The 26,099-nt window shown below is 63.3% G+C and carries 25 protein-coding genes; 20 read left to right on the forward strand and 5 right to left on the reverse strand.

The annotated features are described in order from the left end of the window. Nucleotides 1-7: 7 nt before the first annotated feature. Nucleotides 8-907, reverse strand: coding sequence for an NAD(P)-dependent oxidoreductase (locus tag PAF18_RS14435; protein ID WP_271116381.1), 900 nt, complete (start codon nt 905-907; stop codon nt 8-10). 117 nt (nt 908-1,024) lie between these two features. On the opposite strand from PAF18_RS14435, the gene PAF18_RS14440 reads away from it, so the two are divergent. After that, the gene (locus PAF18_RS14440; RefSeq protein WP_271116382.1) at nt 1,025-2,506 is read left to right on the forward strand and encodes an aldehyde dehydrogenase family protein; all 1,482 of its coding nucleotides are present in this window, start codon (nt 1,025-1,027) and stop codon (nt 2,504-2,506) included. 73 nt (nt 2,507-2,579) lie between these two features. Here the strand turns inward: PAF18_RS14440 and PAF18_RS14445 are convergent, their stop codons facing one another. Genes PAF18_RS14445 through PAF18_RS14455 form a run of 3 tightly spaced genes read right to left on the reverse strand, consistent with a single transcriptional unit; the run spans nt 2,580 to nt 6,449 of the window. Further along, nucleotides 2,580-3,962, reverse strand: coding sequence for a cytochrome c (locus PAF18_RS14445; RefSeq protein ID WP_271116383.1), 1,383 nt, complete (start codon nt 3,960-3,962; stop codon nt 2,580-2,582). Between the two features lie 12 nt (nt 3,963-3,974). Next, nucleotides 3,975-5,744 (reverse strand): GMC family oxidoreductase, encoded by a 1,770-nt coding sequence (locus PAF18_RS14450; RefSeq protein ID WP_271116384.1) that lies wholly within the window; start codon nt 5,742-5,744, stop codon nt 3,975-3,977. A 3-nt stretch (nt 5,745-5,747) separates the two neighbouring features. After that, nucleotides 5,748-6,449, reverse strand: a complete 702-nt coding sequence (locus PAF18_RS14455) for a gluconate 2-dehydrogenase subunit 3 family protein (RefSeq protein ID WP_271116385.1) — start codon at nt 6,447-6,449, stop codon at nt 5,748-5,750. A 216-nt stretch (nt 6,450-6,665) separates the two neighbouring features. On the opposite strand from PAF18_RS14455, the gene PAF18_RS14460 reads away from it, so the two are divergent. After that, the gene (locus PAF18_RS14460) at nt 6,666-7,205 is read left to right on the forward strand and encodes an NADPH-dependent FMN reductase (RefSeq protein ID WP_271116386.1); all 540 of its coding nucleotides are present in this window, start codon (nt 6,666-6,668) and stop codon (nt 7,203-7,205) included. A gap of 34 nt (nt 7,206-7,239) precedes the next feature. On the opposite strand, the gene PAF18_RS14465 is transcribed toward PAF18_RS14460, so the two are convergent. Beyond that, nucleotides 7,240-8,778, reverse strand: coding sequence for a VOC family protein (locus PAF18_RS14465; protein WP_271116387.1), 1,539 nt, complete (start codon nt 8,776-8,778; stop codon nt 7,240-7,242). A 279-nt stretch (nt 8,779-9,057) separates the two neighbouring features. On the opposite strand from PAF18_RS14465, the gene maiA reads away from it, so the two are divergent. The 18 genes from maiA to PAF18_RS14555 all read left to right on the forward strand — a co-directional run bounded on the left by maiA (nt 9,058) and on the right by PAF18_RS14555 (nt 25,933). Continuing rightward, nucleotides 9,058-9,696, forward strand: coding sequence for a maleylacetoacetate isomerase (gene maiA, locus PAF18_RS14470; RefSeq protein WP_271116388.1), 639 nt, complete (start codon nt 9,058-9,060; stop codon nt 9,694-9,696). 88 nt (nt 9,697-9,784) lie between these two features. Beyond that, nucleotides 9,785-10,954, forward strand: coding sequence for a 4-hydroxybenzoate 3-monooxygenase (gene pobA, locus PAF18_RS14475; RefSeq protein WP_271116389.1), 1,170 nt, complete (start codon nt 9,785-9,787; stop codon nt 10,952-10,954). Continuing rightward, a complete protein-coding gene (pcaD, locus tag PAF18_RS14480; RefSeq protein WP_271116390.1) occupies nt 10,954-11,742 on the forward strand; it encodes a 3-oxoadipate enol-lactonase in 789 nt (262 codons plus the stop codon). The genes pobA and pcaD overlap by 1 nt, the downstream gene beginning before the upstream one ends. Then, nucleotides 11,735-12,115, forward strand: coding sequence for a 4-carboxymuconolactone decarboxylase (pcaC, locus tag PAF18_RS14485; RefSeq protein WP_271116391.1), 381 nt, complete (start codon nt 11,735-11,737; stop codon nt 12,113-12,115). The genes pcaD and pcaC overlap by 8 nt, the downstream gene beginning before the upstream one ends. Further along, nucleotides 12,112-12,834: a protocatechuate 3,4-dioxygenase subunit beta gene (gene pcaH / locus PAF18_RS14490; protein ID WP_271116392.1), complete on the forward strand. Its 723-nt coding sequence runs from the start codon at nt 12,112-12,114 to the stop codon at nt 12,832-12,834. Before pcaC ends, pcaH begins: the two co-directional genes overlap by 4 nt. Nucleotide 12,835: 1 nt before the next feature. Then, a complete protein-coding gene (locus tag PAF18_RS14495; RefSeq protein WP_271116393.1) occupies nt 12,836-13,528 on the forward strand; it encodes a protocatechuate 3,4-dioxygenase subunit alpha in 693 nt (230 codons plus the stop codon). Further along, nucleotides 13,521-14,360 carry a 3-oxoadipate:acetyl-CoA acetyltransferase gene (locus PAF18_RS14500; protein ID WP_271116394.1) on the forward strand — a complete coding sequence of 280 codons (840 nt, stop codon included), beginning with the start codon at nt 13,521-13,523 and terminating at the stop codon, nt 14,358-14,360. The genes PAF18_RS14495 and PAF18_RS14500 overlap by 8 nt, the downstream gene beginning before the upstream one ends. Before the next feature lie 11 nt (nt 14,361-14,371). Continuing rightward, entirely contained in the window at nt 14,372-15,676 is a 1,305-nt protein-coding gene (locus PAF18_RS14505) for a lyase family protein (RefSeq protein WP_271116395.1), read from the forward strand. After that, nucleotides 15,673-16,698, forward strand: coding sequence for a TRAP transporter substrate-binding protein (locus tag PAF18_RS14510; protein WP_271116396.1), 1,026 nt, complete (start codon nt 15,673-15,675; stop codon nt 16,696-16,698). Before PAF18_RS14505 ends, PAF18_RS14510 begins: the two co-directional genes overlap by 4 nt. A 32-nt stretch (nt 16,699-16,730) precedes the next feature. Then, nucleotides 16,731-17,246, forward strand: coding sequence for a TRAP transporter small permease (locus PAF18_RS14515; RefSeq protein ID WP_271116397.1), 516 nt, complete (start codon nt 16,731-16,733; stop codon nt 17,244-17,246). After that, complete coding sequence (locus PAF18_RS14520; RefSeq protein WP_271116398.1) at nt 17,243-18,562, forward strand: TRAP transporter large permease; 1,320 nt, start codon at nt 17,243-17,245, stop codon at nt 18,560-18,562. The genes PAF18_RS14515 and PAF18_RS14520 overlap by 4 nt, the downstream gene beginning before the upstream one ends. A gap of 19 nt (nt 18,563-18,581) precedes the next feature. Then, complete coding sequence (locus tag PAF18_RS14525; protein ID WP_271116399.1) at nt 18,582-19,316, forward strand: sulfite exporter TauE/SafE family protein; 735 nt, start codon at nt 18,582-18,584, stop codon at nt 19,314-19,316. A gap of 152 nt (nt 19,317-19,468) precedes the next feature. Next, a complete protein-coding gene (locus PAF18_RS14530; protein ID WP_271116400.1) occupies nt 19,469-21,013 on the forward strand; it encodes a carbamoyltransferase C-terminal domain-containing protein in 1,545 nt (514 codons plus the stop codon). Between the two features lie 191 nt (nt 21,014-21,204). Beyond that, on the forward strand, nt 21,205-21,576 hold the full coding sequence (locus tag PAF18_RS14535; protein ID WP_271116401.1) for an SxtJ family membrane protein: 372 nt from the start codon (nt 21,205-21,207) through the stop codon (nt 21,574-21,576). A gap of 27 nt (nt 21,577-21,603) precedes the next feature. Further along, a complete protein-coding gene (locus PAF18_RS14540) occupies nt 21,604-21,753 on the forward strand; it encodes a DUF5989 family protein (RefSeq protein ID WP_271116402.1) in 150 nt (49 codons plus the stop codon). A 3-nt stretch (nt 21,754-21,756) separates the two neighbouring features. Beyond that, nucleotides 21,757-23,592 carry a carbamoyltransferase family protein gene (locus tag PAF18_RS14545; RefSeq protein ID WP_271116403.1) on the forward strand — a complete coding sequence of 612 codons (1,836 nt, stop codon included), beginning with the start codon at nt 21,757-21,759 and terminating at the stop codon, nt 23,590-23,592. Nucleotides 23,593-23,634: 42 nt separating this feature from the next. After that, on the forward strand, nt 23,635-24,951 hold the full coding sequence (locus tag PAF18_RS14550) for an alginate O-acetyltransferase AlgX-related protein (RefSeq protein WP_271116404.1): 1,317 nt from the start codon (nt 23,635-23,637) through the stop codon (nt 24,949-24,951). A gap of 157 nt (nt 24,952-25,108) precedes the next feature. Continuing rightward, the gene (locus PAF18_RS14555; protein WP_271116405.1) at nt 25,109-25,933 is read left to right on the forward strand and encodes a bifunctional allantoicase/(S)-ureidoglycine aminohydrolase; all 825 of its coding nucleotides are present in this window, start codon (nt 25,109-25,111) and stop codon (nt 25,931-25,933) included. Nucleotides 25,934-26,099: the final 166 nt, after the last annotated feature.

The raw sequence follows: 26,099 nt of genomic DNA on the forward strand, positions 1-26,099 counted from the left end.
TGCGACGTCAGCCTGGCTCGCGCCGGCCCGTGGTGGCGTCCAGCAAATCGACCTGGCGCGGCACCATTTCGTCGCCGTGACCGGCCTGGACCAGATCCGAAGCGCTGTCGCGGACGGCGCGCGCAATCGCGGATGCGGTGCCGAGTTCCTCGGCCATGGCGTTGTAATAGCTGAGATCCTTCAGGCTGTTGCTCAGCGAAAACCGCATCTGGTCCACAGCGCCATCGAGCAAATAGGGCGCAATACGATCCAGTGCTGCGCCATGACCTCCGCCGCGACGGAGGCAGTCGACCAGAACCTCGTCGGCGATGCCCGATTTGCGCGCGCAGGCCGCCGCTTCAGAGATCAGCGCCGCCGCCCCGAGCGAGACGTAATTATGCAGCAGCTTCAGCCGATGCCCCGCCCCAACCGGACCGGCATAGAAGCGGTTCTCCGAGAAGCTTTCCAGCAGGGGCATGATCTGAGCAACGACCTCTTCCGGACCGCCGATCAGCAGGTTAAGCCGGCCCTCCTCAGCCTCTTTCGGGGTGCGGGTCATCGCTGCATCGACGAAATGCGCGCCGGTCGACTCGACCTGCCGGGCCAGAGCCACCGTCGATTCCGGGATCGCCGTCGAGCAGTCGATCACCACCATGCCTGCCTGCAGCGTCGCCAGAACCCCGCCCGATCCGGTCAGCACATCTTCGACCTGCGGCGTTCCGGTCACGCAGAGCAGCAGAATCTCGCAGCTTTCGGAAAGCGCGGCGGCGGTGTCGGCAGCGGACGCGCCCGCGGCGTCAAGGTCGTCGGTCGGCTGGTTTCCCTCATGCCGCAGATAGGCCAGCGGCCAGCCATTCTCCAGGATGTTGCGCGCGATCCCGTGGCCCATCAGCCCGACACCGATCAACCCGACCCTTGGTTTGCTCATCTTCACGCTCCCGCCTATGCACATCGCCCTCAGCGTTACCGCAACCCGCCGCACCGGGCCAGAGCAAGCGGATGGAACCCGGCGCCAAAGGCGGCTAAAGCGGGGAAGGTGAACAGGATGACGCAGGAGAGGGCGGCGATGCAGATCCGGGACAGCTTGTGGTTCGATCCGACGATGATCTTTCTGGGCGGTCAGTGGCGCGCGCCAGAGGGCGGCGGGCGGATCGCGGTGGAAAATCCGTCGACCGGCGAGATCATCGGGCATATCGGTCACGCAACCAAGTCTGATGTCGACGACGCGGTGCAATCCGCCGAGATCGCGCTCAGCGGCGATTGGGGCCGGATGCCCGCAGCCGAAAGAGGCCGCATGCTGATGCGCATGTCGCAGATCGTGCTCGAACGCGCCGAGGAGCTCGCTTTCATCGAATCCACCGATGTCGGAAAGCCGATGAAGCAGGCGCGCAACGATTCGGTGGCCCTGGCGCGCTATCTGGAATTCTATGGCGGCGCGGCGGACAAGCTGCACGGCACGACCATTCCCTATCAGGACGGGTTCACCGTCTATACCCTGCGCGAGCCGCATGGCGTGACTGCGCATATCATTCCGTGGAACTATCCGATGCAGATCCTCGGGCGTTCGGTCGGGGCGGCTCTGGCGGCGGGCAATGCCTGTGTGCTGAAACCCGCCGAAGATGCCTCGCTGTCGTCGCTGGCCTTCGCGGCGATTGCCGAGGAAGCAGGCCTTCCCGCGGGGGCGCTGAACGTGGTGACAGGGCTTGGCAGCGATGTCGGCGCGGCCCTGTCGTCGCATCGCGGTGTGCATCATGTCTCGTTCACCGGATCAGTGACGACCGGGCGTCTGATCCAGGAGGCCGCTGCGCAGAGCGTGGTGCCGGTCACGCTGGAACTCGGCGGCAAGTCACCACATATCGTGTTCGACGATGTGGATCTTCAGCCGGCGCTCCCGGTGCTTGTCGGGGCCTGTATGCAGGCCGCCGGGCAGACCTGTTCGGCGGCATCGCGGGTCTTGGTTCAGCGCGGCATCTATGACGAGGTCCGCACGCGCATGGCCGAGATCTATGCCGGGCTGACGGTCGGTCCGGCGCAGGATAATCGCGATCTGGGTCCGCTCGTCTCGGCCAAGCAGAAGCGCATCGTTTCGGATTATATCGAGCGAGGGCGGCTGGAGCTCGCCGTGGCTGCCGAAGGGCGTATCGCGGATGACGCCCCCGAGGGCGGGCATTACGTCGCCCCGGTTCTGTTCGCCGATGTGGCGCCGGATCACGCGCTCGCGCAGGAGGAAATCTTTGGCCCGGTGCAGGTTCTCATACCATTCGAGGATGAGGAAGAAGCGTTGCGCATCGCCAATGGCACGGAATACGGGCTCGTCGCCGGGGTGTGGACACGCGATGGCGGGCGGCAGATGCGCATGGCGCACGGGCTGAATGTCGGGCAGGTTTTCATCAACAACTATGGCGCCGGGGGCGGGGTCGAGCTGCCTTTTGGCGGGACCGGCAAATCCGGCCACGGGCGCGAAAAGGGGTTCGAGGCGCTATACGGCTTCACGCGGCTCAAGACCGTCGCCGCGTATCACGGCTGATCCGGTGCGGGGCGCACGGGGCGGGTGCTGATCCCGCCCGCTCGATGCACTCCTGCGAATTGCGCACACGGCATCACTCGCCCGCGGCGGCACTCGCATCGTCGCGGTCTGGACCCTCGTCGCGATAGGACGCGACGGTGTCTGCGCTCACTGCGGCGGCCTCATTGCCCCATGCCGAGCGCAGGAAGCTGGCAAGCTCGGCCACTTCCTCATCCGAGAGCCGGTCGGCATAGCCCTGCATGCGCAGCTCCATCGGGCGCAGATCCGTGCCCGGCACCGAGGCACCGTCAAGGATGATCGACACCAGCGGACCGGGCTGCGAGCCGGTAACCAGATCGTTCCCGGCAAGCGCGGGGAACATGCCCGGCGCGCCTTTGCCGCTGACAAAGTGACACCCCGAGCAATTGTCCAGATAAAGCCGCGCCCCAAGCGGCATGTCAGGCGAGGCAGAGGCCAGCATCTGCGCGGTCTCCTGCCCGGCATCGTCTGCTTCTGGCGCGGGGATCGCCTGCACGCCTTCCGGCATCAACCGTTCGGGCAGCTCGACCTCGCCCCCATCGAGCCCTTTCAGGAAGGCTGCGATGGCGATGTTATCTTCGTCGGTAAGATGCTGGAGCGAATCCTCGATCACCAGCCCCATCTCGCCATTCGCCGTCGCGTGATCGTTGCGCCCGGTGGCCAGATATTGCGCCATTTGCTGCACGCTCCAACGCTGTGAGACAGAGCCTTCGCCGCGCAGGGCGGGCGCATCCCAGCCATTGATGACGCTGCCGGTCAGGAAATTATCGTCGCCCGCCGCGATCCCGTCCTGCGTCATCAGCGCCGTTCGCGGGCTGTGGCAGGCGGCGCAATGCCCCGGACCTTCGACCAGATACTGACCGCGATCCTGCGCTTCGGAGACGCCCGCCGGGGTGAAACCCGGATCGTGACGCAGCGCGGCCCAGTTCCAGGCGCGGATGCCAAAACGGAGATTGAACGGAAACGAGAGCTTGGTCTCGGGCACCTCGTTGCGAACCGGTTCGACCTCGTTCATGAAATAATCGTAGAGGCCGCGCACATCTTCTTCTGTGAGATTGCGGTAATTCTCATAGGGCATCGCCGGATAGAGATGCACCCCGTCGGCGCGGATACCGTCATAGAGAACCGCCCGGAACTGGTCGAGCGTGTAACCCCCGATCCCGGTTTCCGGGTCCGGGGTGATATTGGTCGACCAGATCGTGCCCATCGGGCTTTCCACCGGCAGGCCACCCGCGAAATCTTCGCCATCTTCCGCGGTGTGACAGGCCAGACAGTCAGAGGCATACATAGCGTATTCCCCGGCGCCCGCTTCCGGCTGCCAGTCATCTGCCAGCGCCGACACCGGTTCGGTGGTGCGCACCGGCAGAAAGACAAAGGCCAGAAACGCGACGATGCCGACCAGCAGAAGCAGGGCGAGGAAGCGAAGGAAGTTAATCATGTCTCTGCCTCCTCAGACGAGCGGGCGCGGATTGGACAGATATTGAGAGCGGATCGCATCGGCGGTCCAATAGGCCAGCCCGCCAACAAGCCCGGTCGGGTTATATTGCGTGTTCTGCACGAAATTCCCTGCGCCGGTGACAAAGACGTTATGCGCGTCCCAGCTTTGGCAATATCGGTTCACCACGCCCTCGCGCGGATTGGCCGACATGATGTGCCCGCCTGTGTTATGCGTGGTCTGGTAGGGCCGCACGTCATATTGCGCCCCCGGCCCTTTGAAGCCCGAACTCATCGAATCCGGCTCCATCGAAGCGGCGAGCGGCTCCATCTTGGCCTTCATGAACTGGTTCATGCGCAGATCATTGTCGTGCCAGTTGAAGGTCAGACGCATCAGCGGGCGGCCGTGACGGTCCGTATAGGTCGGATCCAGATCCATGTAGTTGTTCACATAGGACAGGTTCGACCCGTGAGAGCCCATCGACATGGAATGGCCATACCACTCCTTGATGCCGGCCTTCCAACCGGCCCCCCAGCCCGGCGTGCCCGCGGGCAGGCGCATGGACCGGATCGGCTGTCCGTTGAATGTCCCGGCCCGCCAATAGGCACCGCCGATAAAGCCCTCGGCTCCGAAATCGATATTGTTCATTCCGAAATCGTCCAGAGCCATGCCATTCGCGCCGTGGCCGACGAAGGGATTGAAGTGCTCCTCCTTGAAGAACAGCGAGATGCCGCCATTCATCTGATAGCCGTAGCTCTTGCCGGTCACGCCGTCACCGGTGACCGGGTTGTAAACCTCGCCGATGCCGGACAGCAGCAGCAGATGCACGTTATTGAGCTGATATGAGGCGAGGATCACGATATCGGCGGGCTGAAACACCTCTTCCTCCGCGGCCTCGTCGAAATAGGTGACGCCACGCGCGGTGCGGCCATCCCCGGCCATCTCGACGCGCAGCACCTCGGCATGTGTGCGATAGGTGAAGTTCGGCTGCCGCTTCAGCGCCCCGAGGATCGCCGTCTGGGGCGATGACTTGGAATATTGATAGCAGCCGAAACGCTCGCAGAAGCCGCAGAAATTGCACGGCCCCATCTGCATCCCGTATTCGTTCACATAAGAGGTCGAGGCGATGCCCGAGGGTGCCTTGAACGGCGAATAGCCCATCCCACGGCAGGCATCGGCAAATTTTTCGGCATCCCAGGTGTTGGGCATGGGCGGCATCGGAAAATCGCGCGAGCGCCAACCCTCGAAGGGATTGCCGCCGGCGACCTTGCGCCCGTTCAGATTGCCCGCCTGTCCAGAGATGCCCGCGACATATTCGAAACGGTCGAAATGCGGCTCCAGCTCGTCATAGCTCACCGGGTAGTCACCCAGCAGCATGTCTTCGGGGATGATCTCTTTCCCCCAGTTCTCGGTGACATAGCTGCGCAGCCGCAATTCTTCGGGCTGCGGGCGCCAGTTCAGCCCGTTCCAATGCGTTCCGGCCCCGCCGACGCCATTTCCCGGCAGGAACGAGCCGAGCTTGCGATAGGGCAGCGCGGTTTCGTCCAGCGTGCGCCGGATGGTCAGGGTCTGCTGGCTCGGTTGCTGCATCAGCTTGGTGCGCACGCCATAGCGCAGCTCGTCGATCATGTTGGGATATTTGAAATCCGGCACCGTTTCCTGATCCGGGCCACGTTCGAGCGCGACGATATCCAGCCCTTCTTGGGCCAGTTCCATTCCCAGGATCGAGCCGGTCCAGCCCAGCCCGACAATCACGACGTCCTTTTTCTTTTCCTCACGCGCCATGGGTTACGCCCTTTCGCCCGAAATCGAGACAGGCCCCAGCGGGTAAGGCTCGTTATGACGGGTCGCCCATTCGCGATAGGCGGCGCGCGCGCCGGGAAAGCCGATATAGACCCAGGCCTGCATGCCGTGATTGCCGCCATACATCGGATCGGCGAAGTAGCCTTCCTTGGTATTCGAAAGAAGCAGGCTCCAGAAATCGCGGATCTCCGGTTGCAGCTCTATGTCGCCATCCTGCAAGGCGGTCAGCGCGGCGTCCTGCTGACCTGGCTCCAGCTCGGCGAAAATGGCACCGTGCTGTTCCTGACACCAGAGATCGAAGGCCAGGATACCCTCGCGATAGACCTGCGCCGGGTCCAGAGGCGTCTGCCAGCCAAGCTGAGGATCGGCGTCGGGATCATGCGGGCCTTCCATGTACCAGTCATCCGCAGCCCCGTAATCGCTGGCCAGCTGACGGTCGATGAAAACCGGCACGCGGCATTCCAGCGCGCCGGGGCCGTCGCCTTCGGACGGGATCAACCGCGCGGTTGCAGCCATGATGAAAGCCCATTCGTCGGCGTTAAAATATTCCGGCTGGTATTCCTCCAGCGGAGGCGGCGGCTCGGCGGGCTGTGCCTTGGCCGATACGGCCATGCCGGTCAGCGCGACGCCCGCGGCAGAGGCCTTCAAAAAGCTGCGGCGGCTTGGAAATCCTGGGGGTTCAGTCATCTCGTGGCTCCTGCCGTGGCGGGTGGGAAGCGCGGTTTCAATACGGAAAGCTTAACGCGTTAAAACTTTATGTCCAGACGCGGGTGACTTGGGAATATCTGCGCCTTGCCCGGGCCGGCAGAGTTTTGCGGAAACCGGGCTGCGGCAGCGGCGTTTTTCCGTATGAAGGTCCGGCAGAGGACAGCCCGGATCGCCACTGATGCGCAGGAGATTGCAATGCCCACCATTCTCGGACTATCCGGCAGCCTACGGAAAGCGTCTTTCAATGCAGGCCTTCTGCGCGCGGCGCGCGACGTGGCTCCGGACGGCACCAGCATCGAGATCGGCGAGATCCACGACGTGCCGCTTTACGATGCGGATGATGAAAAGGCGAATGGTCTCCCCGAGGCAGTCAAGCGGCTGCAATCACGTCTCGATGCGGCGGATGCGCTGCTGATGGTGTCACCGGAATATAACAAGAGCATTCCCGGCGTCTTCAAGAACACCATAGACTGGATGTCGCGCGGAGACGGGTTGAAATATTTCACCGGCAAGCCGGTGATGCTGATCGGTGCCTCGCCAAGCGGATTCGGCACGATCCTGGGCCAGAATGCCTGGTTGCCGGTGCTGAGGACGCTGCGCACGCGGCTCTGGACGGGCGGTCAGCTGATGGTGTCGGGCGCCGGAGACAAGTTCGACGAGGACGGCAATCTCACCGATGGCGAGACCCGCGACCAGCTCAGGAAACTGATCGCGGAATTCGTGAAGACGCTCTGATCCCCGAGTCGGCAGGAACCGGCTTCGTCCCGGCCTAGCCTGACCCGGCCTCGTGATCGGCCAGCCAGTGGCGACCCGCCTCCAGATCGGCATCGGTCAACTCGTGCCCGGCCTCGACCAGCCGGGAATCCAGCGCTGCGCCTGCGGTGTTCAGCGCTTTCTCCAGAGGCGGCGCCATGCGTGAAAACGGGTCGCGCGTGCCGGTCAGCATCAGCACCTGCGTGCCGCCCAGATCGACCTTCGGCGCGCTGTCCAGCGCCTGCACCGCGCGCAGAAGAATGGCCCGGCGGATCACGCCGGGATGAAGCTGCATCACGGCCCCAAGCAGATTGGCGCCGTTGGAATAGCCGAGAAAGCTCAGCCGCCCGGCATCAAGCCCATAGCCGGCGATCGCGCCGTCGACGAATGCCGCGAATGCCTCTGCTTCAGAGGCGATGTCGGCCTGATCATAGGTCACCGCGTCGAAGCGTCGGAACCAGCGGTTGATACCTTCCTCGGTCGAGCGGCCACGCACCCCGAGCAACGTCGCGCGAGGGTTCATCTTCGCCGCGAGCGGCATCAGATCGGTTTCGTTCCCGCCCGTGCCGTGCAGCAGCATGATGCTGCTGCCATCGGGATCATCTGGCGTGCGAACACGGTGAATGAAGGGCAGATCGCGCATGGGCATCCTTTCCTCGCCGGGGCGGGCGAATTGTGGCAGCATCACGGCCAGATCGGCCGCGCGAGAGGCATCCTGCGGCGGCACCATCAGCGTCTCACCGAGGCTTTCGAGCGGTTCGTCAACGGTCATGCCGGGACCGTCCGTCGCGTATTCGAACAGCGTCCCGGCGGGCTCGCGAACGTAAAGCGACAGGAAGTATTTCCGGTCGTGGACATTCGTGATCCCCTCTGCGTCGCGCAGTTCCAGCCGCATCCGGCGCACCGCCTCGGCATTCTCAGCGCGGAAGGCAACATGATCAAAGATCGACGCGCCGGGAATGCCGGGAAAATACCCGCGCGCGTCCCGGATATCGAGGATGTCGGTGTCCGATGCCATGCGCTGTGTGTTCCCCTCGCTGCGCTCGGGCCGATAGCCGAAAAGCCGGGCGAAGCTGCCCGTTGCCTCGGGCTGATCGGTGAGGATGGTGACGCCGCGAATACGCCGCGGCGCGAGCGGGTCAGCCAAGGCGGCCGCCGCCGGCATGTCGGTGCCCACCAACTTGACGATCAGACCGTCCGGATCCTTCAGCCGCAGCACCGTTTCGCCAAACTCGCGCGAGGGGCCGTCAAACGGCACCTGCGCGCTCATGGCGCGCTGCATCCAGTCGCCGATCGCATCGGGCGGCACCGCGAAGGAAACCTCGCTGACCTGTCCCAGCCCGGTGCGTCCGGGTGCGCCCGATTCCCATACCAGGAATGTCACCAGGCTCCCGGGACTGCCCGCCTGGTCGCCATAGATGAGGTGAAGCTGCTCGGCATCCTCGAAGCCGCCGGTCTGTTTCACCAGACGCAGCCCGAGAAACCCGGCATAGAAATCGACATTCCTCTGCACATTGCGTGTAATGGCAGTGACGTGGTGTATTCCGCTGGTCATGTCAGCCTCTGGCCTTGTGATGTGTCGGCGTCTGCCCCGACGCGTCGCGCCAAGATCGCCTGCCCCTTCGGCGGGGCTTGTTCTGAACGATGGGTGCCGCGTGGCCCGGCGTCAACGCGCGGCGCGGCGAACACCGGGTTGCAAATTCCAAGACGGCGAAACCGCGCTTCTCTCGGTCCGGGCGAAATTGGCCGCTCTCATCATGGTGCATCTGCGCTATAGCTGCGCACGAGGGACCGCCGCGCCGCCGGTCATGATGCAGAAGGGAGATTCACGGCCATGAAGTTCTACGGCTATTTCCGCTCATCCGCAGCCTATCGCTGCCGGATCGCGTTCAATCTGAAAGGGGTGCAGCCCGAATTCGTCCCCGTCAATCTGCGCGAGGGCGCGCAAGCGGATGAAGGCTTTCGCCGGATGAACCCGCAAGGGCTGGTGCCGGTGCTCGACACCGGCGCGGCCAAGATCGCGCAGTCGCTGGCCATCATCGAGTGGTTGGACGAAACCCATGACGGCACCGCGCTGCTGCCTGCGGATCCGGTGGCGCGGGCCCATATGCGCGCCTTCGCCCAGATCATCGCTTGTGACATCCATCCGCTGCAAAATCTGCGTGTGCTGAAATACATCAAGGCGCATCACGGGCAGGAACAGCAGGGCGTCGATGGCTGGTGTCAACACTGGATCGGAGAGGGGCTGAAAGCTTGTGAGGCGATCGCGTCCGCGCAGGATCATGGCGGAAATTTCGTCTTTGGCGAGCAGCCCGGTCTGGCCGATATATTTCTGGTGCCGCAGATGTTCTCGGCCGACCGGTTCGGGCTGGACAGTGCCGCTTTCCCCCGGCTGAACCGGATACGCGCCGTTTGCGAGGCGCTGCCGGAATTTGCCGAGGCGCATCCGTCACGTCAGCCGGACGCGATCTGACTCTCGCCCATCGGGCATTGCGTCGCGCGCAGAACTCGTTTCTCGTGGCGACCGAGTTGTGCAATCCTCATACACAGGAGGGGATGCCATGCGCACACAGGTCGTCATCATCGGTGGCGGACCGTCGGGATTGCTGCTCGGTCAGCTTTTGCATCGGCAGGGCATCGAGGCGGTGATCCTGGAACGGAAGACCCGCGACTATGTTCTGGGCCGTATCCGTGCCGGGGTGCTGGAAACCGGGCTGGTCCGGCTGCTGGAAGAGGCCGGGGTGGCCGACCGTCTGCATCGCGAGGGCTTTGTCCATGACGGAACCGAGATCGCCTGTGACGGCGAGATGTTTCATATCGATTTCAGAAAGCTGACCGGCACTCCGGTGATCGTCTACGGCCAGACAGAGGTCACCCGCGATCTCTATGACGCGCGCGACGCGGCAGGGGCGCTGACCGAGTTCGAGGTGGATCACGTCGTGATCCATGACGCCGACGGCGACGCGCCTTATGTGACTTTCGACCAGCACGACGAAAGCAGGCGCATCGACTGTGAATTCATCGCCGGCTGCGACGGGTTTCACGGCGTCAGCCGCCAGTCGATTCCGCTGGAAGTTCGCCGCGAATATGAGAAGACTTACCCTTTCGGCTGGCTGGGCGTTCTGTCCGAGACGCCGCCCGTCCATCACGAGCTGATCTATGCCAATTCCGAGCGAGGCTTTGCGCTGTGCTCGATGCGGAATGCGCAGCTTTCCCGCTATTATATTCAGTGCGCGCTGTCGGATCACCCCGAAGACTGGACCGACAAGGCCTTCTGGCAGGAACTCAGGCGCCGGATCCCGGAAGAGACGGCCGAGCGGCTGGAAACCGGTCCGACCATAGAAAAATCCATTGCTCCGCTGCGCAGCTTCGTGACCGAACCGATGCGGTGGGGGCGGCTGTTCCTGTGCGGCGACGCAGCGCATATCGTGCCGCCCACCGGCGCGAAGGGGCTGAACACGGCGGCGAGCGATGTGCATTATCTTTATCAAGCTCTCGTCCAGTATTATCAGGATAAGGATGGCGAAGGCATCGACCGCTATTCCGAGCGCGCGCTACTGCGGGTCTGGAAGGCTGAGAGGTTCAGCTGGTGGTTCAGCGGGCTGCTGCACCGCTATCCCGATCAGAGCCGTTTCGATCTGAAGATGCAGCGGGCCGAGCTCGCCTTTCTGCGCGATAACGAGGCGCAACAGCGTGCATTCGCCGAAAACTACGTGGGGCTGCCATATTGATGAAGATGATCGACGCAAACGGGATCGGGCTGCATTATGCCGATCAGGGACCGCAAGACGGCGCGGCTCTGGTGTTCGCAAATTCTCTGGGGACCGATCTGCGGCTCTGGGATGCGCTTGTTTCGCATTTGCCGGGAGGGCTGCGGCTGGTCCGCTATGACAAGCGCGGCCACGGGCTGAGCGCGTCTCCGGGCGGAGCGTGGGGCATCGGCGACCTGGCGGATGATGCGGCGGCGCTGATTGACGCGTTAGGACTGCGCGATGTGGTATTTGTCGGCCTGTCCATCGGGGGGCTGATCGGGCAGGCTCTGGCAGCACGCCGGCCGGATCTGTTGCGCGGGCTGGTGATTTCGAACAGCGCCGCGAAGATCGGCACCGATGCGATGTGGGCCGAGCGGATCGGCGCGATCCGGGATGGCGGGCTGCGCGCCGTGTCCGCGCAGACGATGGAACGGTGGTTCTCGCCCGATTTCCGCGCCTCGCCCGAACTGGCGCTGTGGCAGCTTATGCTGGAGCGGCAGCCCGTCGAGGGTTACATCGCCTGCTGCCAAGCGATCGCCGAGGCGGATCTGCGAGAGGACGCCCGCGCGCTTTCGCTGCCGGTCCAGATGATCGCGGGCAGCCTGGACGGCTCGACCCCGCCTGAACTGGTCAAGGCCACGGGCGAGATGATCCCCGGCGCGCGCTATGCCGAACTCGCCGGGGTGGGGCATCTGCCTTGCGTCGAGGCTGCGCAGGATTATGCGTCTGTTCTTACTGCCTTTCTGAGGGAGATCGGCCATGTCTGATCATCATGACACAGGAATGCGCGTGCGCCGCGAGGTGCTGGGCGATGCCCATGTCGACCGTGCCGAGGCGACCAAGACAGAGTTCGACCAACCGTTTCAGGATCTGATCACTGCCTCGGCCTGGGGGACGGTCTGGGCGAGCGACGGGATCTCGCGCCGAGAACGCTCGATGCTGACACTGGCGCTGTTGGCGGCGACGGGGAATTTCGACGAAATCCCAATGCATATCCGCGCCACCGCCCGCACCGGAGCGACGAAGCGCGACGTGCTCGAGGCGTTCCAGCATGTCGCGATCTATGCCGGGGTGCCGCGCGCCAATCACGCATTGAAGCTGGCCAAGCAGACCTATGCGGAGATGGAGGAGAGTGCATGACCCCCGCCGAGTATTATCAGCGCGACCGCCGCCGCCATCCGCCGGCGCTGACGCCGGACTACAAGACCTCGGTGGCGCGCTCTCCCCGACACGGTCTGATCGCGCTTCAGCAATCCCTGTCCGAGATCACCGGGCCGGTTTTCGGCCACGACGATATCGACCCGATCGACAACGATCTTATCAAGAACTACGCCAAGGATGCCGATCCGGTCGGAGAACGCATCATTCTGCATGGCCGTGTTCTGGACGAAAATGCGCGTCCGGTTCCCAACACGCTGGTCGAGATCTGGCAGGCGAATGCCTCGGGGCGCTATCGGCACAAGAAGGACGGCTATCTGGGCGCGCTCGATCCGAATTTCGGCGGATGCGGACGGACATTGACGGATGAGAACGGCTACTACGTGTTCCGGACCATCAAGCCGGGCGCCTATCCGTGGCGCAATTTCGTCAATAGCTGGCGGCCGGCGCATATCCATGTCTCTGTCTTTGGCTCCAGCTTCAGCCAGAGGCTTATCACGCAGCTTTACTTCGAGGGCGATCCGCTCATCCCGCTATGCCCGATCGTGGCCACGATTCCCGATCCCGAGGCGATCGACCAGCTGATCGCCAGGCTCGACATGAATACGACAGTTCCGCTGGACAGCATCGCCTATCGCTTCGACATTGTGCTGCGCGGCCGCCGCTCGACCCTGTTCGAGAACCGGCTGGAGGGGAACTGACATGAAGCGCGGACCGGAATATCTGAAGGAAACCGCCTCGCAGACGGCGGGGCCCTATGTTCATATCGGGCTGGCTCCGGGTGCGGCGGGGTTCGACATCTATCGCGAAGAGCTGGGCTGGGACATTGCCGGGCCAGAGCCGAAGGGGCAGAAGATCCGCGTCGAGGGGCTGGTTCTGGACGGGATGGGAAGCCCGGTGAAGGATGTTCTGCTGGAGGCGTGGCAGGCCAATGCGGAGGGGATCTATGCGCATCCCGAGGGCGGCGGCGAGGTCGAGCCGGGTTTTCGTGGCTGGGGCCGGGTCATCACCGATTTCGAGACAGGCGTCTGGGGGTTCGACACGGTGAAACCGGGCCGGGTCAGGTCGCGAAGGCGCATGCAGTCCGGCGTGTCCGGGCGCCTGAGCAAGACCGATCCCGCGTGGCAGGGCCGGATGGAAAGCTCTCCGCCGATGGCCCCTCATATCAATCTGTGGATCGTCGCGCGGGGCATCAATATCGGGCTCAATACGCGGCTCTATTTCGACGACGAGGCCGAGGCCAATGCCCAGGACCCGGTGCTCGACCTCATCGATTCGGAGCATCGGCGCGAGACTCTGATCGCTGCGCGCGACGGCGACCGGGACGGCGTGCCGGTCTATCGCTTCACGATCCGGCTTCAGGGCGACAAGGAAACGGTGTTCTTCGATGTCTGACAACAAACCATGTATCATCTGCGTCGCCATCACCGGCTCGCTTCCCACCAAGGAAAACAATCCCGCCGTCCCGGTCACGGTAGCCGAACAGGTCGAATCCACCCAAGAGGCCTTCGAGGCCGGGGCCAGCATCGCGCATTGCCATGTGCGCGACGATGACGGCAAGCCGACCAGCGATCCCGACCGGTTCGCGGCGCTGAAGGACGGGATCGAGACGCATTGCCCGGGCATGATCGTCCAGCTTTCGACCGGCGGGCGATCCGGCTCGGGGCGAGAGCGCGGCGGCATGCTGCCGCTCAGGCCGGACATGGCCTCGCTGTCGGTCGGGTCGAATAATTTTCCGACGCGGGTCTATGAGAATGCGCCGGATCTGGTGGACTGGCTCGCCGCCGAGATGCTGCAATACGACATCAAGCCCGAGATCGAGGCGTTCGACCTGTCGCATATCTTTCAGGCGAAGAAGATGGCCGATGACGGCAGGCTGGCGGGCACGCCCTATGTTCAGTTCGTCATGGGGGTAAAGAATGCCATGCCGGTCGATCGAGAGGTGTTCGATTTCTATGTCCGCACGGTCAAGCGGCTTTTTGGCGAGGATGTGCCGTGGTGTGCGGCCGGGATCGGGCCGAACCAGATCGTGGTGAATGACTGGGCGATCTCTTCCGGCGGTCATGCGCGGACCGGGCTCGAGGATAATGTCCGCATCGACCGCGACAGGCTGGCGCCGTCCAACGCCGCTTTGGTCCGCCGCGCGGCGGAGCTGTGCGAGAGACATGGCCGTCCGGTCGCCACCCCGGCGCAGGCGCGCGCTCTGCTTGGGCTCAGGGCGACGTGATGGTGACGGCGATGTTTCAGCCGCTCTTCGGCGATGCCGAAATGGGCGCGTTGCTGGAGGATCGCGCCGCCATCGCTGCAATGCTGCGCGCCGAAGCGGCGCTGGCGCAGGCGCAAGCGCGGCTCGGGATCATCCCCGAGGATGCGGCCAGTGCGATAGCCGCGGCGGCGGGGTCGCTGCGCCCCGATCCGGTGGCGCTCGGTCCCGGTGTCGCGCGCGCCGGGATCGCCGCGCAGCCGGTGATCGCCGCGCTGAAGGAAGCGGTCGGGGTTCACGCCGCATGGGTGCATTTCGGCGCGACTTCTCAGGACATCGTCGATACCGGTCTGGTGCTGCAACTGACGGAGGCAACAGCGCTTCTGCGGGACCGGCTTTCCCGGCTGATTGCCTTGCTGAGTGAAAAAGCCGCCAAGTATGCCGATCTACCGATCCCGGCGCATACGAGGTTCCAGACCGCCGCGCCGACGACGCTCGGCGCCAAGATCGCCATCTGGGCGGCGCCGTTGCAGCGTCAGTCCGAGCGGCTCGAGCAGCTTTTGCCGCGCTTGCTGGTGCTGTCGCTTTTCGGTGCGGCGGGCAGCGCGGCGGCGCTTGGGCCTCAGGTGGACAGGCTGCGGCAGGACATGGCGGACCGGCTGGGCATCGGTGTGACCGAGATGCCGTGGCATTCGAGCCGGGACAATATTGCCGAGCTGGCCGGCTGGCTGGCCATGTTGACCGGCGCGCTCGGCAAGGTCGGCGTCGATCTGGTGCTGCTGTCTCAATCCGAGCTGGCGCAGCTCAGCGCCGGAACCGGCGGGGCGTCGTCGACCATGCCGCAGAAATCGAATCCGGTCGCGGCCGAGACGCTGGTGACGCTGGCGAGGTTGAACGCGGGTGATCTGGGGACGCTGCACCAGGCGATGGTCCATGCAAACGAGCGCGACGGCTCGGCGCTGGGAATTGAATGGTCCGTATTTCCGGCCATGCTGGAACGGGCTGCTGCCTCACTGCGCATTGCGCTCGATCTGGCGGCGACACTGCGCGCCGACGAAGACCGCATCGCACAAGGCTTTGCGGCCGATCGCGGCGTGATGATGTCGGAAACCGCCGGGTTTATCCTCTGCCGCGAAATGCCGCGGGCAGAGGCGCTGACCATCGTCGCCCAGGCGCTGCGCGAAGTGGAGGCCTCGCCCGATCTGACGCTCGCCGCCGCGCTGAGCCGCGTCAGGCCCGATCACGACTGGGCCAGTCTTCTGGCGCCAGAGGTCAATATCGGTCAAGCTGCCGAGATTGCGCGGCAGCCGCAATCACCAAGGGAGGACGACCAGACATGAAACATCTGCTTATTTCGACAGTGGCGCTCTGCGCGCTGAGCGCCCCAGCTTTCGCGCAGGAGGTGACGCTGCGCGTGCATCACTTCCTGTCCGCCGATGCGCCGATCCAGGCCGGCGTGCTGAACCAGTGGGAAAAGACCGTCGAGGAGCAGTCCGGCGACCGGATCGACGTGCAGATCTACCCGTCGATGCAGTTGGGCGGCAAGCCGCCGCAGCTTTTCGATCAGGCCCGTGACGGCGTCGTCGACATCGTCTGGACGGTGCTGGGCTATACGCCCGGACGCTTCCCCAAGGCCGAGGTGTTCGAGCTGCCCTTTATCGCCGGAACCGCGCTGGAAACCACCATGGCGCTTCAGCAATACCAGGAGAAATATCTCGCTGACGAGCTGGAAGAGGTGCATCCGCTGCTGATCCATGCCCCTGCCGCCTACAAGATCCACATCAAGGGCGACCCGGTGCAGGAACTGGCGGATCTGGGCGGGCTGAAGGTGCGCACGCCGTCTCGGGTGATGACGGATCTGTTGCAGACGCTTGGCGCGACACCGGTCGGGATGCCGGTGCCGGAGCTGCCACAGGCGCTGTCCACCGGCGTGATCGACAGCGCGGTGCTGCCCTGGGAGGTGTCCGGCTCGTTGCGTCTGGAAGAGATCGCGAAGGAACATACGGAATTCGGCCAGGAAAATGGCGGCATGGCCACCTCGGTCTTTGCCCTGGTGATGAACAAGGCGAAATATGACGGTCTGCCCGAAGATCTGAAACAGGTGATCGACGATAATTCCGGCGCCGCGCTTGCCCCGCTGGCCGGAAAGGCCTTTGACGCCGCCGAGGCGGAAGAGCGTCAGCAGGCCATCGATGCAGGCGGCACGGTTCATGTCATCCCCGAGGATCAGGTCGCGGAATGGGCCGAGGCAGGTCAGCCCGCGATCGACGCTTGGGTCGAGTCGATGACCGAAGCAGGTCTCGACGGGCAGGCGATGCTCGACGATGCGCGCGCGATGATGGAGGAGGCGCGGGCCGAATAAGCCGCGCCGGACGCAGAAAGCCCGGGGGCGCCATGAGCGAAGAGGTCACCGAAACGCCGCTTGACGTGTCATTGCCGGCATGGCTGGTGATGCTGTGCCGGATCGTGGCCGGGATCGGCGGGCTGGTGCTGATGGCGGCGATGCTGATGACAGTCATCAGCGTGACGCTGCGCACGGTCGCCGGCGCCCCCATCCCCGGCGATTTCGAGATGGTCGAGCTGGGATCGGCGGTGGTGATCGCCTGTTTCCTGCCCTGGTGTCAGGTCTCGCGCGGCAATGTTCTGGTGGATTTCTTCACCAGCCGTGCCGGGGCGCGGACCAACCATCTTCTCGAGGCGTTCGGAGACCTGCTGTATCTGCTGATCGGTATCCTGCTGATCTGGCGGATGTATCACGGCGTCACCGAGCTTTACGGCTATAACGAGCAGACCATGGTGCTGCGGCTCCCGGTCTGGCCGAGTGCGGCCTTGATGGTCCCGGCCTTTCTGCTGCTGATCGTGACCACCTTCTATACGATGATCGGCCATCTCAAGGCGGCGCGGGCATGAGCGGCATTGCCGCCGGGCTGACGGGGTTTGCGGTGCTGCTCGCGCTGATGGCGGTGCGTGTACCAATCGCTGTGGCAATGCTGACCACCGGGATCGGCGGCTATTGGCTGGTCAATGGCACGGTTCCGATGCTGGCCTATCTCAAGACCAACACATTCTACCAGTTCTCGAGCTATTCACTTTCAGTGATCCCGCTTTTCGTGCTGATGGGCGAGTTCGCCACCCATGCCGGGATGAGCCGCGCGCTGTATCGCGCGGCCGCCGCCTTTCTGGGGCAGCGCAGGGGGGGACTGGCGATGGCGACCATCGGCGGCAGCGCGGCGTTCGGGGCGATCTGCGGCTCGTCTCTGGCCACGGCCGCGACGATGGGGCAGGTCGCGCTCCCCGAGATGCGGCGCTATGGTTATTCAGGGGCGCTGTCGACCGGCTCGGTCGCGGCGGGGGGCACGCTTGGTATCCTGATCCCGCCCTCGGTGATCCTCGTGCTCTATGCGCTGATGACCGAGCAGAATATCGGCAAGATGTTCGTCGCCGCGATGGTCCCGGGGGTTCTGGCGGCCTTGGGTTACATGCTGGCAATCGCCTGGTTCGTCCGCCGCAACCCACAGGCCGGCCCCGCCGCCGAGCCGGCCAGCCGGGCCGAAAAGCTGGGCGCGATCCGCGAGACTTGGTCCATCGGGCTGATCTTCCTTTTGGTCATCGTCGGCATGTATCGCGGCTGGTTCACCCCGACAGAGGCCGCCGCGATCGGCGCTTTCGGGACCTTCGTTCTGGCGGTGCTGCATGGCGGGCTGCGGCTGAACGGGCTGATGGACTGCCTGCAGGGCACGGCCAGGACCACCGCCATGATCTTTCTGATCCTGCTCGGCGCCGAGATGTTCAACGCCTTTCTTTCGGCCACCCAGACCCCGATGCTGGCCGCGAATGCCATTGTCGAGAGCGGGCTTTCTCCGATGCTGGTCCTGCTGGCGATCCTGCTGCTCTATATGCTGATGGGCTGCGTCATGGATTCGATGTCCATGCTGCTGCTGACCATTCCGATCTTCTACCCGATCATCGCCGGTCTGGACTTCGGCATGACGCGCGAAGAGACGCTGATCTGGTTCGGAATCCTCGCCGTGGTGGTGGTCGAGGTCGGGCTGATCACGCCTCCGGTCGGCATGAATGTCTTTGTCATCAACGGCATGGCGCGGGATGTGCCGATGATGGAAAGTTTCCGGGGCGTCTTGCCCTTCCTCATCAGCGACTTTATCCGGATCGCGGTGCTGGTGATGGTGCCTGGCATCTCGCTGATGCTGGTGCGGCTGCTCGGCTAGCGCAGCGCAGAGGGGTATGATGATCGAATCGCTGGCGGTGGCCATGATCGCCTTCCTGATGGGCGGTATCCTGAAAGGCGCGATCGGCGCGGGCACGCCGGTCATCGTCGTGCCGATCACCTCGATCTATTTCGGCGTCCATCACGCCGTGGCGCTGTTCGTGCTTCCGGCGCTCGCATCGAATATCTGGCAGGCCTGGCAATACCGGCAGAATATCGAGGATCGCGGTTTTGTCTGGCGGCTGGTGATCTCTGGCGCCGTCGGAGCCTTTTTCGGCACGCTGCTTTTGGCGGCCCTTCCGGCTGATCTGTTGTCGATCGTCGTTGGCAGCCTGGCGCTGTTCTATGTCGGCTTCCGCCTTTTGAAGCCCGACTGGTCGCTGCGCTATGGGCTTGCGCGGATGCTGGCGGCGCCTGCCGGTTTGGCGGCCGGGCTTTTGCAGGGTGCGGCGGGGATCTCTGCCCCGATATCCGTGACCTTTCTGCACGCCGTCCGCCTGCCGCGAGAGCGTTTCATACCCACCATCTCGGCGATGTTCACGGCGATGACGGCGGTTCAGTTCCCCTCGCTGATCGGGGTTGGGTTGATGAGCTGGCAGATCCTCGCGATCAGCGTGATCGCCTGCATCCCGCTTTTCGCCGGGATGCCGCTTGGGGCGGTGCTGGTCCGGCGGGTCGGCGTGAGGCTGTTTGACCGGCTCATCATGGCGTTGCTGTTCGTGATCGCGCTCCGGTTGATCCTCGGCGCAACCTGATCGCAGGCGCCGATCTGACTCAGTCCTGGTTCTGTGCCTCGCGTCTCGCGGGGGACGCGGCAACGCAGAAATTTCGTAGTCTTCCCAGAGGTATCCTCCTGTGCGACACTTGTGACAACGCTGCCATGCGGCGGGGTGTGACGAGGAATGTTGTGAAGATACTTGCCTTCAAGTCCGGGAAAGGCGGTGCGCTTGCCGCGGTCGATGCCGAATCCGGCGCTCTGCTGTTTTCCTACGAGGCCGAGAAGGACAGCTTTCCCAAGAACACCTCGGCCACTGTGGACACCTTCATCGACGGGGCAGAGTGGTTCAGCGACCTGCCCGACGTGCTGGCGCTCAGCGGCAATGCGGGGACCGGGCTGGAATATGCTTCGGCCAGCGGTGCGGGGTATTTCGGGATCGGCCCGCAAGCGCAGAGCGTGGGGAAGAAGAGATTCTTCGGGCAGATGGTGGATTTCTATTCCTCAAGCCATGAGCGGGCGCATCTCTGGTCGGCCTATGCGATGTCGCCTTTTGCGCAGGGGCAGCCCTGCAACATACTGCTCTGGGACGATGTCATCGGGGATTTCTACCGCATCGACGAAAGGCTTGAGATCCGGCATCTCGGTCGGGCAATCGAACATCCCTGCTATCGCTTTGCGCTCGCCTATGCCTATGCCGACGCTTCACGAAGCGACATGACAGAGCCTCCCGGCCCTGATGATTTCGGGCGCATGATGGGGGTGGCGTCTGGCGGTGATCCTCGGGCCTCCGACACGGAGGCCGATGCGCTGATCGCGGCGCTTTTGTCCGAAGGGACGATACGCCTGCCGCAGAACAATGACCTGCGCGGCATCGGCCACGACGCGCCACGTTTCCGCGACTTTGCGGCGAAGCTTTCGGATGAGATCTTCCGCCGGTTCCGGGACACCGCGGCGCGGTTGCTGGACCCCGGTCTGCCGCTGCTGATCTGTGGCGAGGGGGCGCTGAATTGCGTCTGGACCACTGCCTGGCGGGACGCGGGGATATGCGAGCGGATTTTCGTATCACCCGCCGCCGGAGATGCGGGCTGCGCCATCGGCACCGCCGCCGATGCGATGCGGCATTTCACGGGCCGCGCGAAGCTCGACTGGTCGGTCTATGCGGGTCAACCCTTTCAGGATGACGTGGCAGGGGTGCCGGGGCTGGAGGGGGCGGAGCTGAATTTCGATGTTATTGCAGATTCGCTTGTCGCGGGCGATGTGATCGGGTGGGCCTCGGGCAATTGCGAAATCGGACCGCGCGCGCTGGGCAACCGTTCGATCCTCGCCGCGCCTTTCGATCCGCAGATGCGCGCGAGGCTTAACCGCATCAAGGGCCGGCCTTTGGATTGCCCGGTGTCGCCGGTCTGCCTGGCAGAAGATGCCGCGCGGCATTTCGACGGACCGCTGCCTTCGCCGCATATGCTGTATCTGCATCAGGTGACCGATCCCGCGCTTGGATCGATCCGCCATGCCGATGGCTCGGCACGGGTCCAGACGGTGACGCCGAATCAGCACCCTATGCTCTACCGGCTTCTGAAGGCGTTTCGCGACAGGACCGGGACAGGCGTGTTGTGTAACACATCGCTCAACTTCCGCGGCGCCGGATTCATCAACAAGACGAGCGATCTGCACCACTTCGCGCGCGTGGCGGGCTTGGACGGGTTCGTTGCCGGGATCCGCTATTACCGCGTCTGAGCCGGTTTCGGGACGCCGCCGCGACAAGGTTCCGCAGGTCGGCGTGACGCCGCCGATCCGGCGCGATTGGGCACAATTCACGGAACTATCAATTTATACTAATTTTTAATTTCCCTTTTCCTTGATATATTTATGGCGTGTCATGTTATGGAATCGTTATGAGTGATCACCAGTCCAACGTTGATGTCAAAATGGGTTCGGAGCGGGGTTTCGGCCTTGTCTTCGCAGCTGTCTTTGCATTGATCGGGCTGTGGCCCCTGCTCGGCGGCGACTCGCCGCGTTGGATTGTGCTGGCGATCGCCGCTGTCTTTCTGGCTCTGAGCTTTGCGGCGCCCCATCTTCTGCGCGTGCCGAATCAGCTCTGGTTCAAGCTGGGGATTCTGCTTGGGGCCATCGTGGCGCCCATCGTCATGGCATTGGTCTACCTGGTCGCGTTCATCCCCATCGGGATGATGTTAAGAGTATCTGGCAAGGATCTTCTGGCTCTTGAAATGAAGCCTGATGCGCAAAGCTATTGGATCCGGCGGAACGACCCGCCGAAATCCATGAAGCTGCAATACTGATCCGCGCCGAATGTAAGGAGTTCACGATTGTCACTGATTTCCGAATTGTGGGGATTTCTGCGTGAGCGCAAGAAATTCTGGCTATTCCCCATTCTCATCATTCTTGGTGTCTTCGGCGCGCTGATCGTTCTCAGCCAGGGATCTGCCGTTGCGCCCTTCATCTATACGCTGTTCTGATCCGTGACCGCGATACTTGGCATTTCGGCCCTGTATCACGACAGCGCTGCGGCGCTGCTTGTGGATGGGAAGATCGTCGCGGCGGCGCAAGAGGAACGCTTTACGCGCCGCAAGCATGATCCGCGTTTTCCGGCGAATGCGATCCGCTATGTGCTGGAGGCGGGCGGCATCCCGCTGTCCGCCGTGGATCACGTCGCCTTCTACGACAAGCCGTTTCTCAAATTCGAGCGGCTGTTGGAGACATATCTTGCGGTGGTGCCTCGCGGATTCAATTCGTTCCGCATGGCCATGCCCGTCTGGCTGCGCGAGAAGCTGTTCCTGAAGGATCTGCTGAAGAAAGAGCTGCGGAATTTCGACAAGAACTTCAGCGATGACAAGCTGATGTTCGCCGAGCATCATATCAGCCACGCGGCGAGCGCCTTCTTCCCCTCACCCTTCGAAAATGCCGTCGTCCTGACCATAGACGGCGTCGGCGAATGGGCGACGACGACTGTCGGAATCGGGCGCGGCAACGCGCTGGAGATCGTGAAGGAGCTTCATTTCCCGCATTCGCTGGGGCTACTCTATTCGGCGTTTACCTATTACACCGGGTTCAAGGTCAATTCGGGCGAATACAAGGTGATGGGGCTGGCCCCCTATGGCGAGCCGCGCTTCAAGGATCTGATCCTCGACAAGGTGGTCGATGTGAAAGAGGACGGATCGTTTCGGCTCGATCAGACCTATTTCAACTATACCTCCGGCCTGACCATGACCTCGAAGGCGATGGAAGAGCTGCTCGGCCAGCCGGTCCGCAAGCCGGAAAGCGAGGAGCTGACGCAGTTCCATATGGATGTTGCCGCCTCGGTGCAGGCCGTCACCGAAGAGATCATGCTGCGCATCACCCGCAATCTCGCGGCCGAGCACGGGATCGACTCGCTCTGTCTGGCCGGAGGCGTGGCGCTGAATTGCGTGGCGAATGGCAAGATCCTGCGGGATGGGGCGTTCCGCAATCTCTGGATTCAACCTGCTGCGGGCGATGCGGGCGGCGCGCTCGGCGCGGCTCAGGCTGCGTGGCATATGGAACTGGGCAAACCGCGCGAGGTCGTGGAAGGCGATGCGATGCAGGGTGCCTATCTGGGCCCAAGCTTTTCAAGCGAACAGATCGCGCGTGAACTGACAGAGGCCGGCGCGGTATTCTCGACCCTGAACGAAGACGAGATGATTGCGCGCACGGCGCAGGGACTTGCCGATGGCAAGGCCGTGGGCTGGTTCCAGGGCCGGATGGAGTTCGGTCCGCGTGCGCTTGGGGGCCGGTCCATCCTTGGCGATCCCCGCTCGGAGACGATGCAGAAGCTGCTGAACCTCAAGGTCAAATATCGCGAGAGTTTCCGCCCCTTTGCCCCTTCGGTGCTGCGGGAGGATGTCGGTGACTGGTTCGAGCTGGACGGCGACAGCCCCTATATGCTGATCGTCGCCGATGTGCAGGAGCGTCTGCGCCGCCAGATGACGGCCGAGGAACAGGCGCTTTTCGGGATCGACAAGCTGAACGTCAAGCGATCCGAGATTCCGGCGGTGACTCACGTCGATTACTCGGCGCGGGTACAGACCGTGCATCGCAAGACCAACCCGCGCTATCACGCGCTGATTTCCCGTTTCAAGGAACTGACCGGCTGTCCTCTGGTCGTGAACACCTCGTTCAATGTCAGGGGAGAGCCCATCGTGTGCACCCCGACCGACGCGTTTCGCTGCTTCATGGGCACCGATATCGAGCTTCTGGTGATCGGCGACTGCCTGCTGGAGAAAGAGGCACAGGATGCCGCCTTGCGCGAAAATTACGAAGAGAAATACGAACTGGACTGAGCCGGGCAGATGCCGGGCGGGACATCTCTGGGGAGAGATCGAGTGACGACCTCGCGACGATTGCGGAAGGCTGCCGTGGTGCTGTGCCTGCTGCCCGCAGCCTATTTCCTGCTGACGGTGGTCTATGCGCTGCTGAACTTCGGCGACTATGCCTCGGACACGCCGCGTTTGCTGCGCTATGTGATCGGCCCGCTGGCGATTGCGCTGCTGCTGATGTTTTGCGCATTCCGGCTGTCGGACGAGACCGCGCTGATGGTCGGTGTCACGGCAAGCGCGGTGCTCGCCGCGCTATTTGCGTTCGAGGCCTATATCAGCGTCAAGCTGCTGCCGCAGCAGGTGGGTGTGGCAGGGGTGGTGGATACCGATGTGTCTCTGGAACCCTATCGAGGTTATATGCCGCCTGCCTATACGCTGAAGGCGATGAACATCAAGCGGCAGGCCCAGACTCTTGACGACGCGATCCTGGCCGGGATGCCTGATGTCGAGATGATGCTGTGCAGCGATGCGGGGCGTCCGGTCACGTCGCATTCGGACAGTTATGGGTTCCGCAACCCGGGGCCGGCGGCGTCCGCGCCGGTGGATCTGATGGTGATCGGGGACAGCTTCGCCGAAGGGATCTGCCTGCCCGATGGTGAACATTTCGTGGATCAGCTACGCGGCGAGGGAAGGTCTTTGGTCAACACCGCCAGCCGTGGCTCGGGGCCGCTGTTCGAACTGGCCGTCCTTGGACGCTATGGGCCCGAATTTCGGCCAAGAGTGACGCTGATGGCGTTTTTCGAGGGCAATGACTGGGAAAATCTCAGGAAAGAAGTGAATCTGGTCTGGCTTGACGATGCGCTAGAACCTTACGCGGATTTCGGGGCGGTCGAGTGGTCCGACTCTCATCGCGACAGCGCCGCCGAGATCATTGCAGGCTGGTGGGAGGGCAGCGCCGCCTCGGTCGGCAGCTTCTTCGAGGGGCGGGCCTTCCTGCGCAATTTCTTTGCGCTTCAGAACACGGCGAATATTCTCGGACTGCATTACCCGAAAGCGATGGAGCCGAACCCCGCCTATGAGCAGCTTCTGGTCCGCGCCCGCGATGTTTCCGCCGAATGGGGCGGGCGTGTCGTGGTGGTCTATATTCCTTCGCTCGACCGGTTTGGCGGCGTATTCCCGCATGGCTTCGTGCAAAACCCGTTGCGCAACATGGTCAAGGACGCTGCCGAGAGTGCCGGGATCGACGTGATCGATCTGACTCCGGTCTTCAAGGAACAGGGCGCGCCAAAGACGCTTTATGCGGCGGATGCGCATTTCAACGCAGAGGGTGCGGCGCTCGCGGCAGAGGCAATCCTCAACCATTCGGCTCTTGCCACGCAATAGAAGTGCGTGATCGCGCTGTATTGGTCACCCTAGCCCTGCAAGACCCGCGCGATTGTCAAATTCTTCCGATGAATGCTTCAGGCTGCGCGCGCCGCCAAAAACCTTGGCAAAGCGGAGACCCGGCTGTTTCATGATCCGCGAACAGCAGGAGAAAGCCATGACCGACAGAAGCTATTACGCCCCGATCGGAGGCTTGCCGCCGCAGACGCAGCTTCTGACCGACCGCGCCATGTTCACCGAGGCTTATGCGGTGATCCCGAAGGGCACGTTCAGCGATATCGTCACCTCGCTGCTGCCATTCTGGGAGGATGCGCGGTTCTGGGTCATCGCCCGTCCTCTCTCGGGCTTCGCAGAGACCTTTTCGCAGTATATCGCAGAGGTTCAGCCCGGCGGGGGCAGTGATCGCCCCGAGACCGACCCGGCGGCGCAGGCGGTGATCTTTGTCGTCGAAGGTGCGATGACGCTGACGCTCGACGGCACCGCTCATGAAATGGAGACGGGCGGCTATGCCTATCTGCCTCCGGGCAGCGACTGGACGATCCGCAATACCGGCAGCGCCCCGGTGCGGTTTCACTGGGTCCGCAAGGCGTATCAGGCACTGGACGGGCTGGATGCCCCTGAAGCATTCATCACGAATGAGCGCGATCACGACCCGATCCCGATGCCGGACACGAATAACGCCTGGGCCACGACGCGCTTTGTCGAGCCCTCCGATCTGCGTCACGACATGCATGTGAATATCGTGACCTTCCAGCCGGGCGGAGTGATCCCCTTCGCCGAAACCCATGTGATGGAGCATGGGCTCTATGTGCTTGAGGGCAAGGCGGTCTATCGGCTGAATCAGGATTGGGTCGAGGTCGAGGCCGGTGACTTCATGTGGCTGCGCGCCTTCTGCCCTCAGGCTTGCTATGCCGGCGGTCCGGGGCCGTTCCGCTATTTGCTCTACAAGGATGTGAATCGGCATATGGCACTTTCGCGTTGAACCGGTTTCCTTGCCGATCATGACAATTACGAAGCAGTTTCGTGAACGTCAAGAAAGTGCAGCAAATCTGGTCGCCTCTTAAGTGACTGCTTCATAATACTAAAATTTGAAAATGCGGCCTGGCCGCGTTGTCGGGAATTCGAAGAATTGCCTGCGCGCTCGCGGT

Source organism: Paracoccus sediminicola, from assembly GCF_027912835.1.
Lineage (GTDB): Bacteria > Pseudomonadota > Alphaproteobacteria > Rhodobacterales > Rhodobacteraceae > Paracoccus > Paracoccus sediminicola.

What these genes read in the sequence shown, in the direction of transcription:
- PAF18_RS14435 (WP_271116381.1), bottom strand. Translation starts at nt 907, where the DNA reads ATGAGCAAACCAAGGGTCGGGTTGATCGGTGTCGGGCTGATGGGCCAC.
- PAF18_RS14440 (WP_271116382.1), top strand. Translation starts at nt 1,025, where the DNA reads ATGACGCAGGAGAGGGCGGCGATGCAGATCCGGGACAGCTTGTGGTTC.
- PAF18_RS14445 (WP_271116383.1), bottom strand. Translation starts at nt 3,962, where the DNA reads ATGATTAACTTCCTTCGCTTCCTCGCCCTGCTTCTGCTGGTCGGCATC.
- PAF18_RS14450 (WP_271116384.1), bottom strand. Translation starts at nt 5,744, where the DNA reads ATGGCGCGTGAGGAAAAGAAAAAGGACGTCGTGATTGTCGGGCTGGGC.
- PAF18_RS14455 (WP_271116385.1), bottom strand. Translation starts at nt 6,449, where the DNA reads ATGACTGAACCCCCAGGATTTCCAAGCCGCCGCAGCTTTTTGAAGGCC.
- PAF18_RS14460 (WP_271116386.1), top strand. Translation starts at nt 6,666, where the DNA reads ATGCCCACCATTCTCGGACTATCCGGCAGCCTACGGAAAGCGTCTTTC.
- PAF18_RS14465 (WP_271116387.1), bottom strand. Translation starts at nt 8,778, where the DNA reads ATGACCAGCGGAATACACCACGTCACTGCCATTACACGCAATGTGCAG.
- maiA (WP_271116388.1), top strand. Translation starts at nt 9,058, where the DNA reads ATGAAGTTCTACGGCTATTTCCGCTCATCCGCAGCCTATCGCTGCCGG.
- pobA (WP_271116389.1), top strand. Translation starts at nt 9,785, where the DNA reads ATGCGCACACAGGTCGTCATCATCGGTGGCGGACCGTCGGGATTGCTG.
- pcaD (WP_271116390.1), top strand. Translation starts at nt 10,954, where the DNA reads ATGAAGATGATCGACGCAAACGGGATCGGGCTGCATTATGCCGATCAG.
- pcaC (WP_271116391.1), top strand. Translation starts at nt 11,735, where the DNA reads ATGTCTGATCATCATGACACAGGAATGCGCGTGCGCCGCGAGGTGCTG.
- pcaH (WP_271116392.1), top strand. Translation starts at nt 12,112, where the DNA reads ATGACCCCCGCCGAGTATTATCAGCGCGACCGCCGCCGCCATCCGCCG.
- PAF18_RS14495 (WP_271116393.1), top strand. Translation starts at nt 12,836, where the DNA reads ATGAAGCGCGGACCGGAATATCTGAAGGAAACCGCCTCGCAGACGGCG.
- PAF18_RS14500 (WP_271116394.1), top strand. Translation starts at nt 13,521, where the DNA reads ATGTCTGACAACAAACCATGTATCATCTGCGTCGCCATCACCGGCTCG.
- PAF18_RS14505 (WP_271116395.1), top strand. Translation starts at nt 14,372, where the DNA reads ATGTTTCAGCCGCTCTTCGGCGATGCCGAAATGGGCGCGTTGCTGGAG.
- PAF18_RS14510 (WP_271116396.1), top strand. Translation starts at nt 15,673, where the DNA reads ATGAAACATCTGCTTATTTCGACAGTGGCGCTCTGCGCGCTGAGCGCC.
- PAF18_RS14515 (WP_271116397.1), top strand. Translation starts at nt 16,731, where the DNA reads ATGAGCGAAGAGGTCACCGAAACGCCGCTTGACGTGTCATTGCCGGCA.
- PAF18_RS14520 (WP_271116398.1), top strand. Translation starts at nt 17,243, where the DNA reads ATGAGCGGCATTGCCGCCGGGCTGACGGGGTTTGCGGTGCTGCTCGCG.
- PAF18_RS14525 (WP_271116399.1), top strand. Translation starts at nt 18,582, where the DNA reads ATGATCGAATCGCTGGCGGTGGCCATGATCGCCTTCCTGATGGGCGGT.
- PAF18_RS14535 (WP_271116401.1), top strand. Translation starts at nt 21,205, where the DNA reads ATGGGTTCGGAGCGGGGTTTCGGCCTTGTCTTCGCAGCTGTCTTTGCA.
- PAF18_RS14555 (WP_271116405.1), top strand. Translation starts at nt 25,109, where the DNA reads ATGACCGACAGAAGCTATTACGCCCCGATCGGAGGCTTGCCGCCGCAG.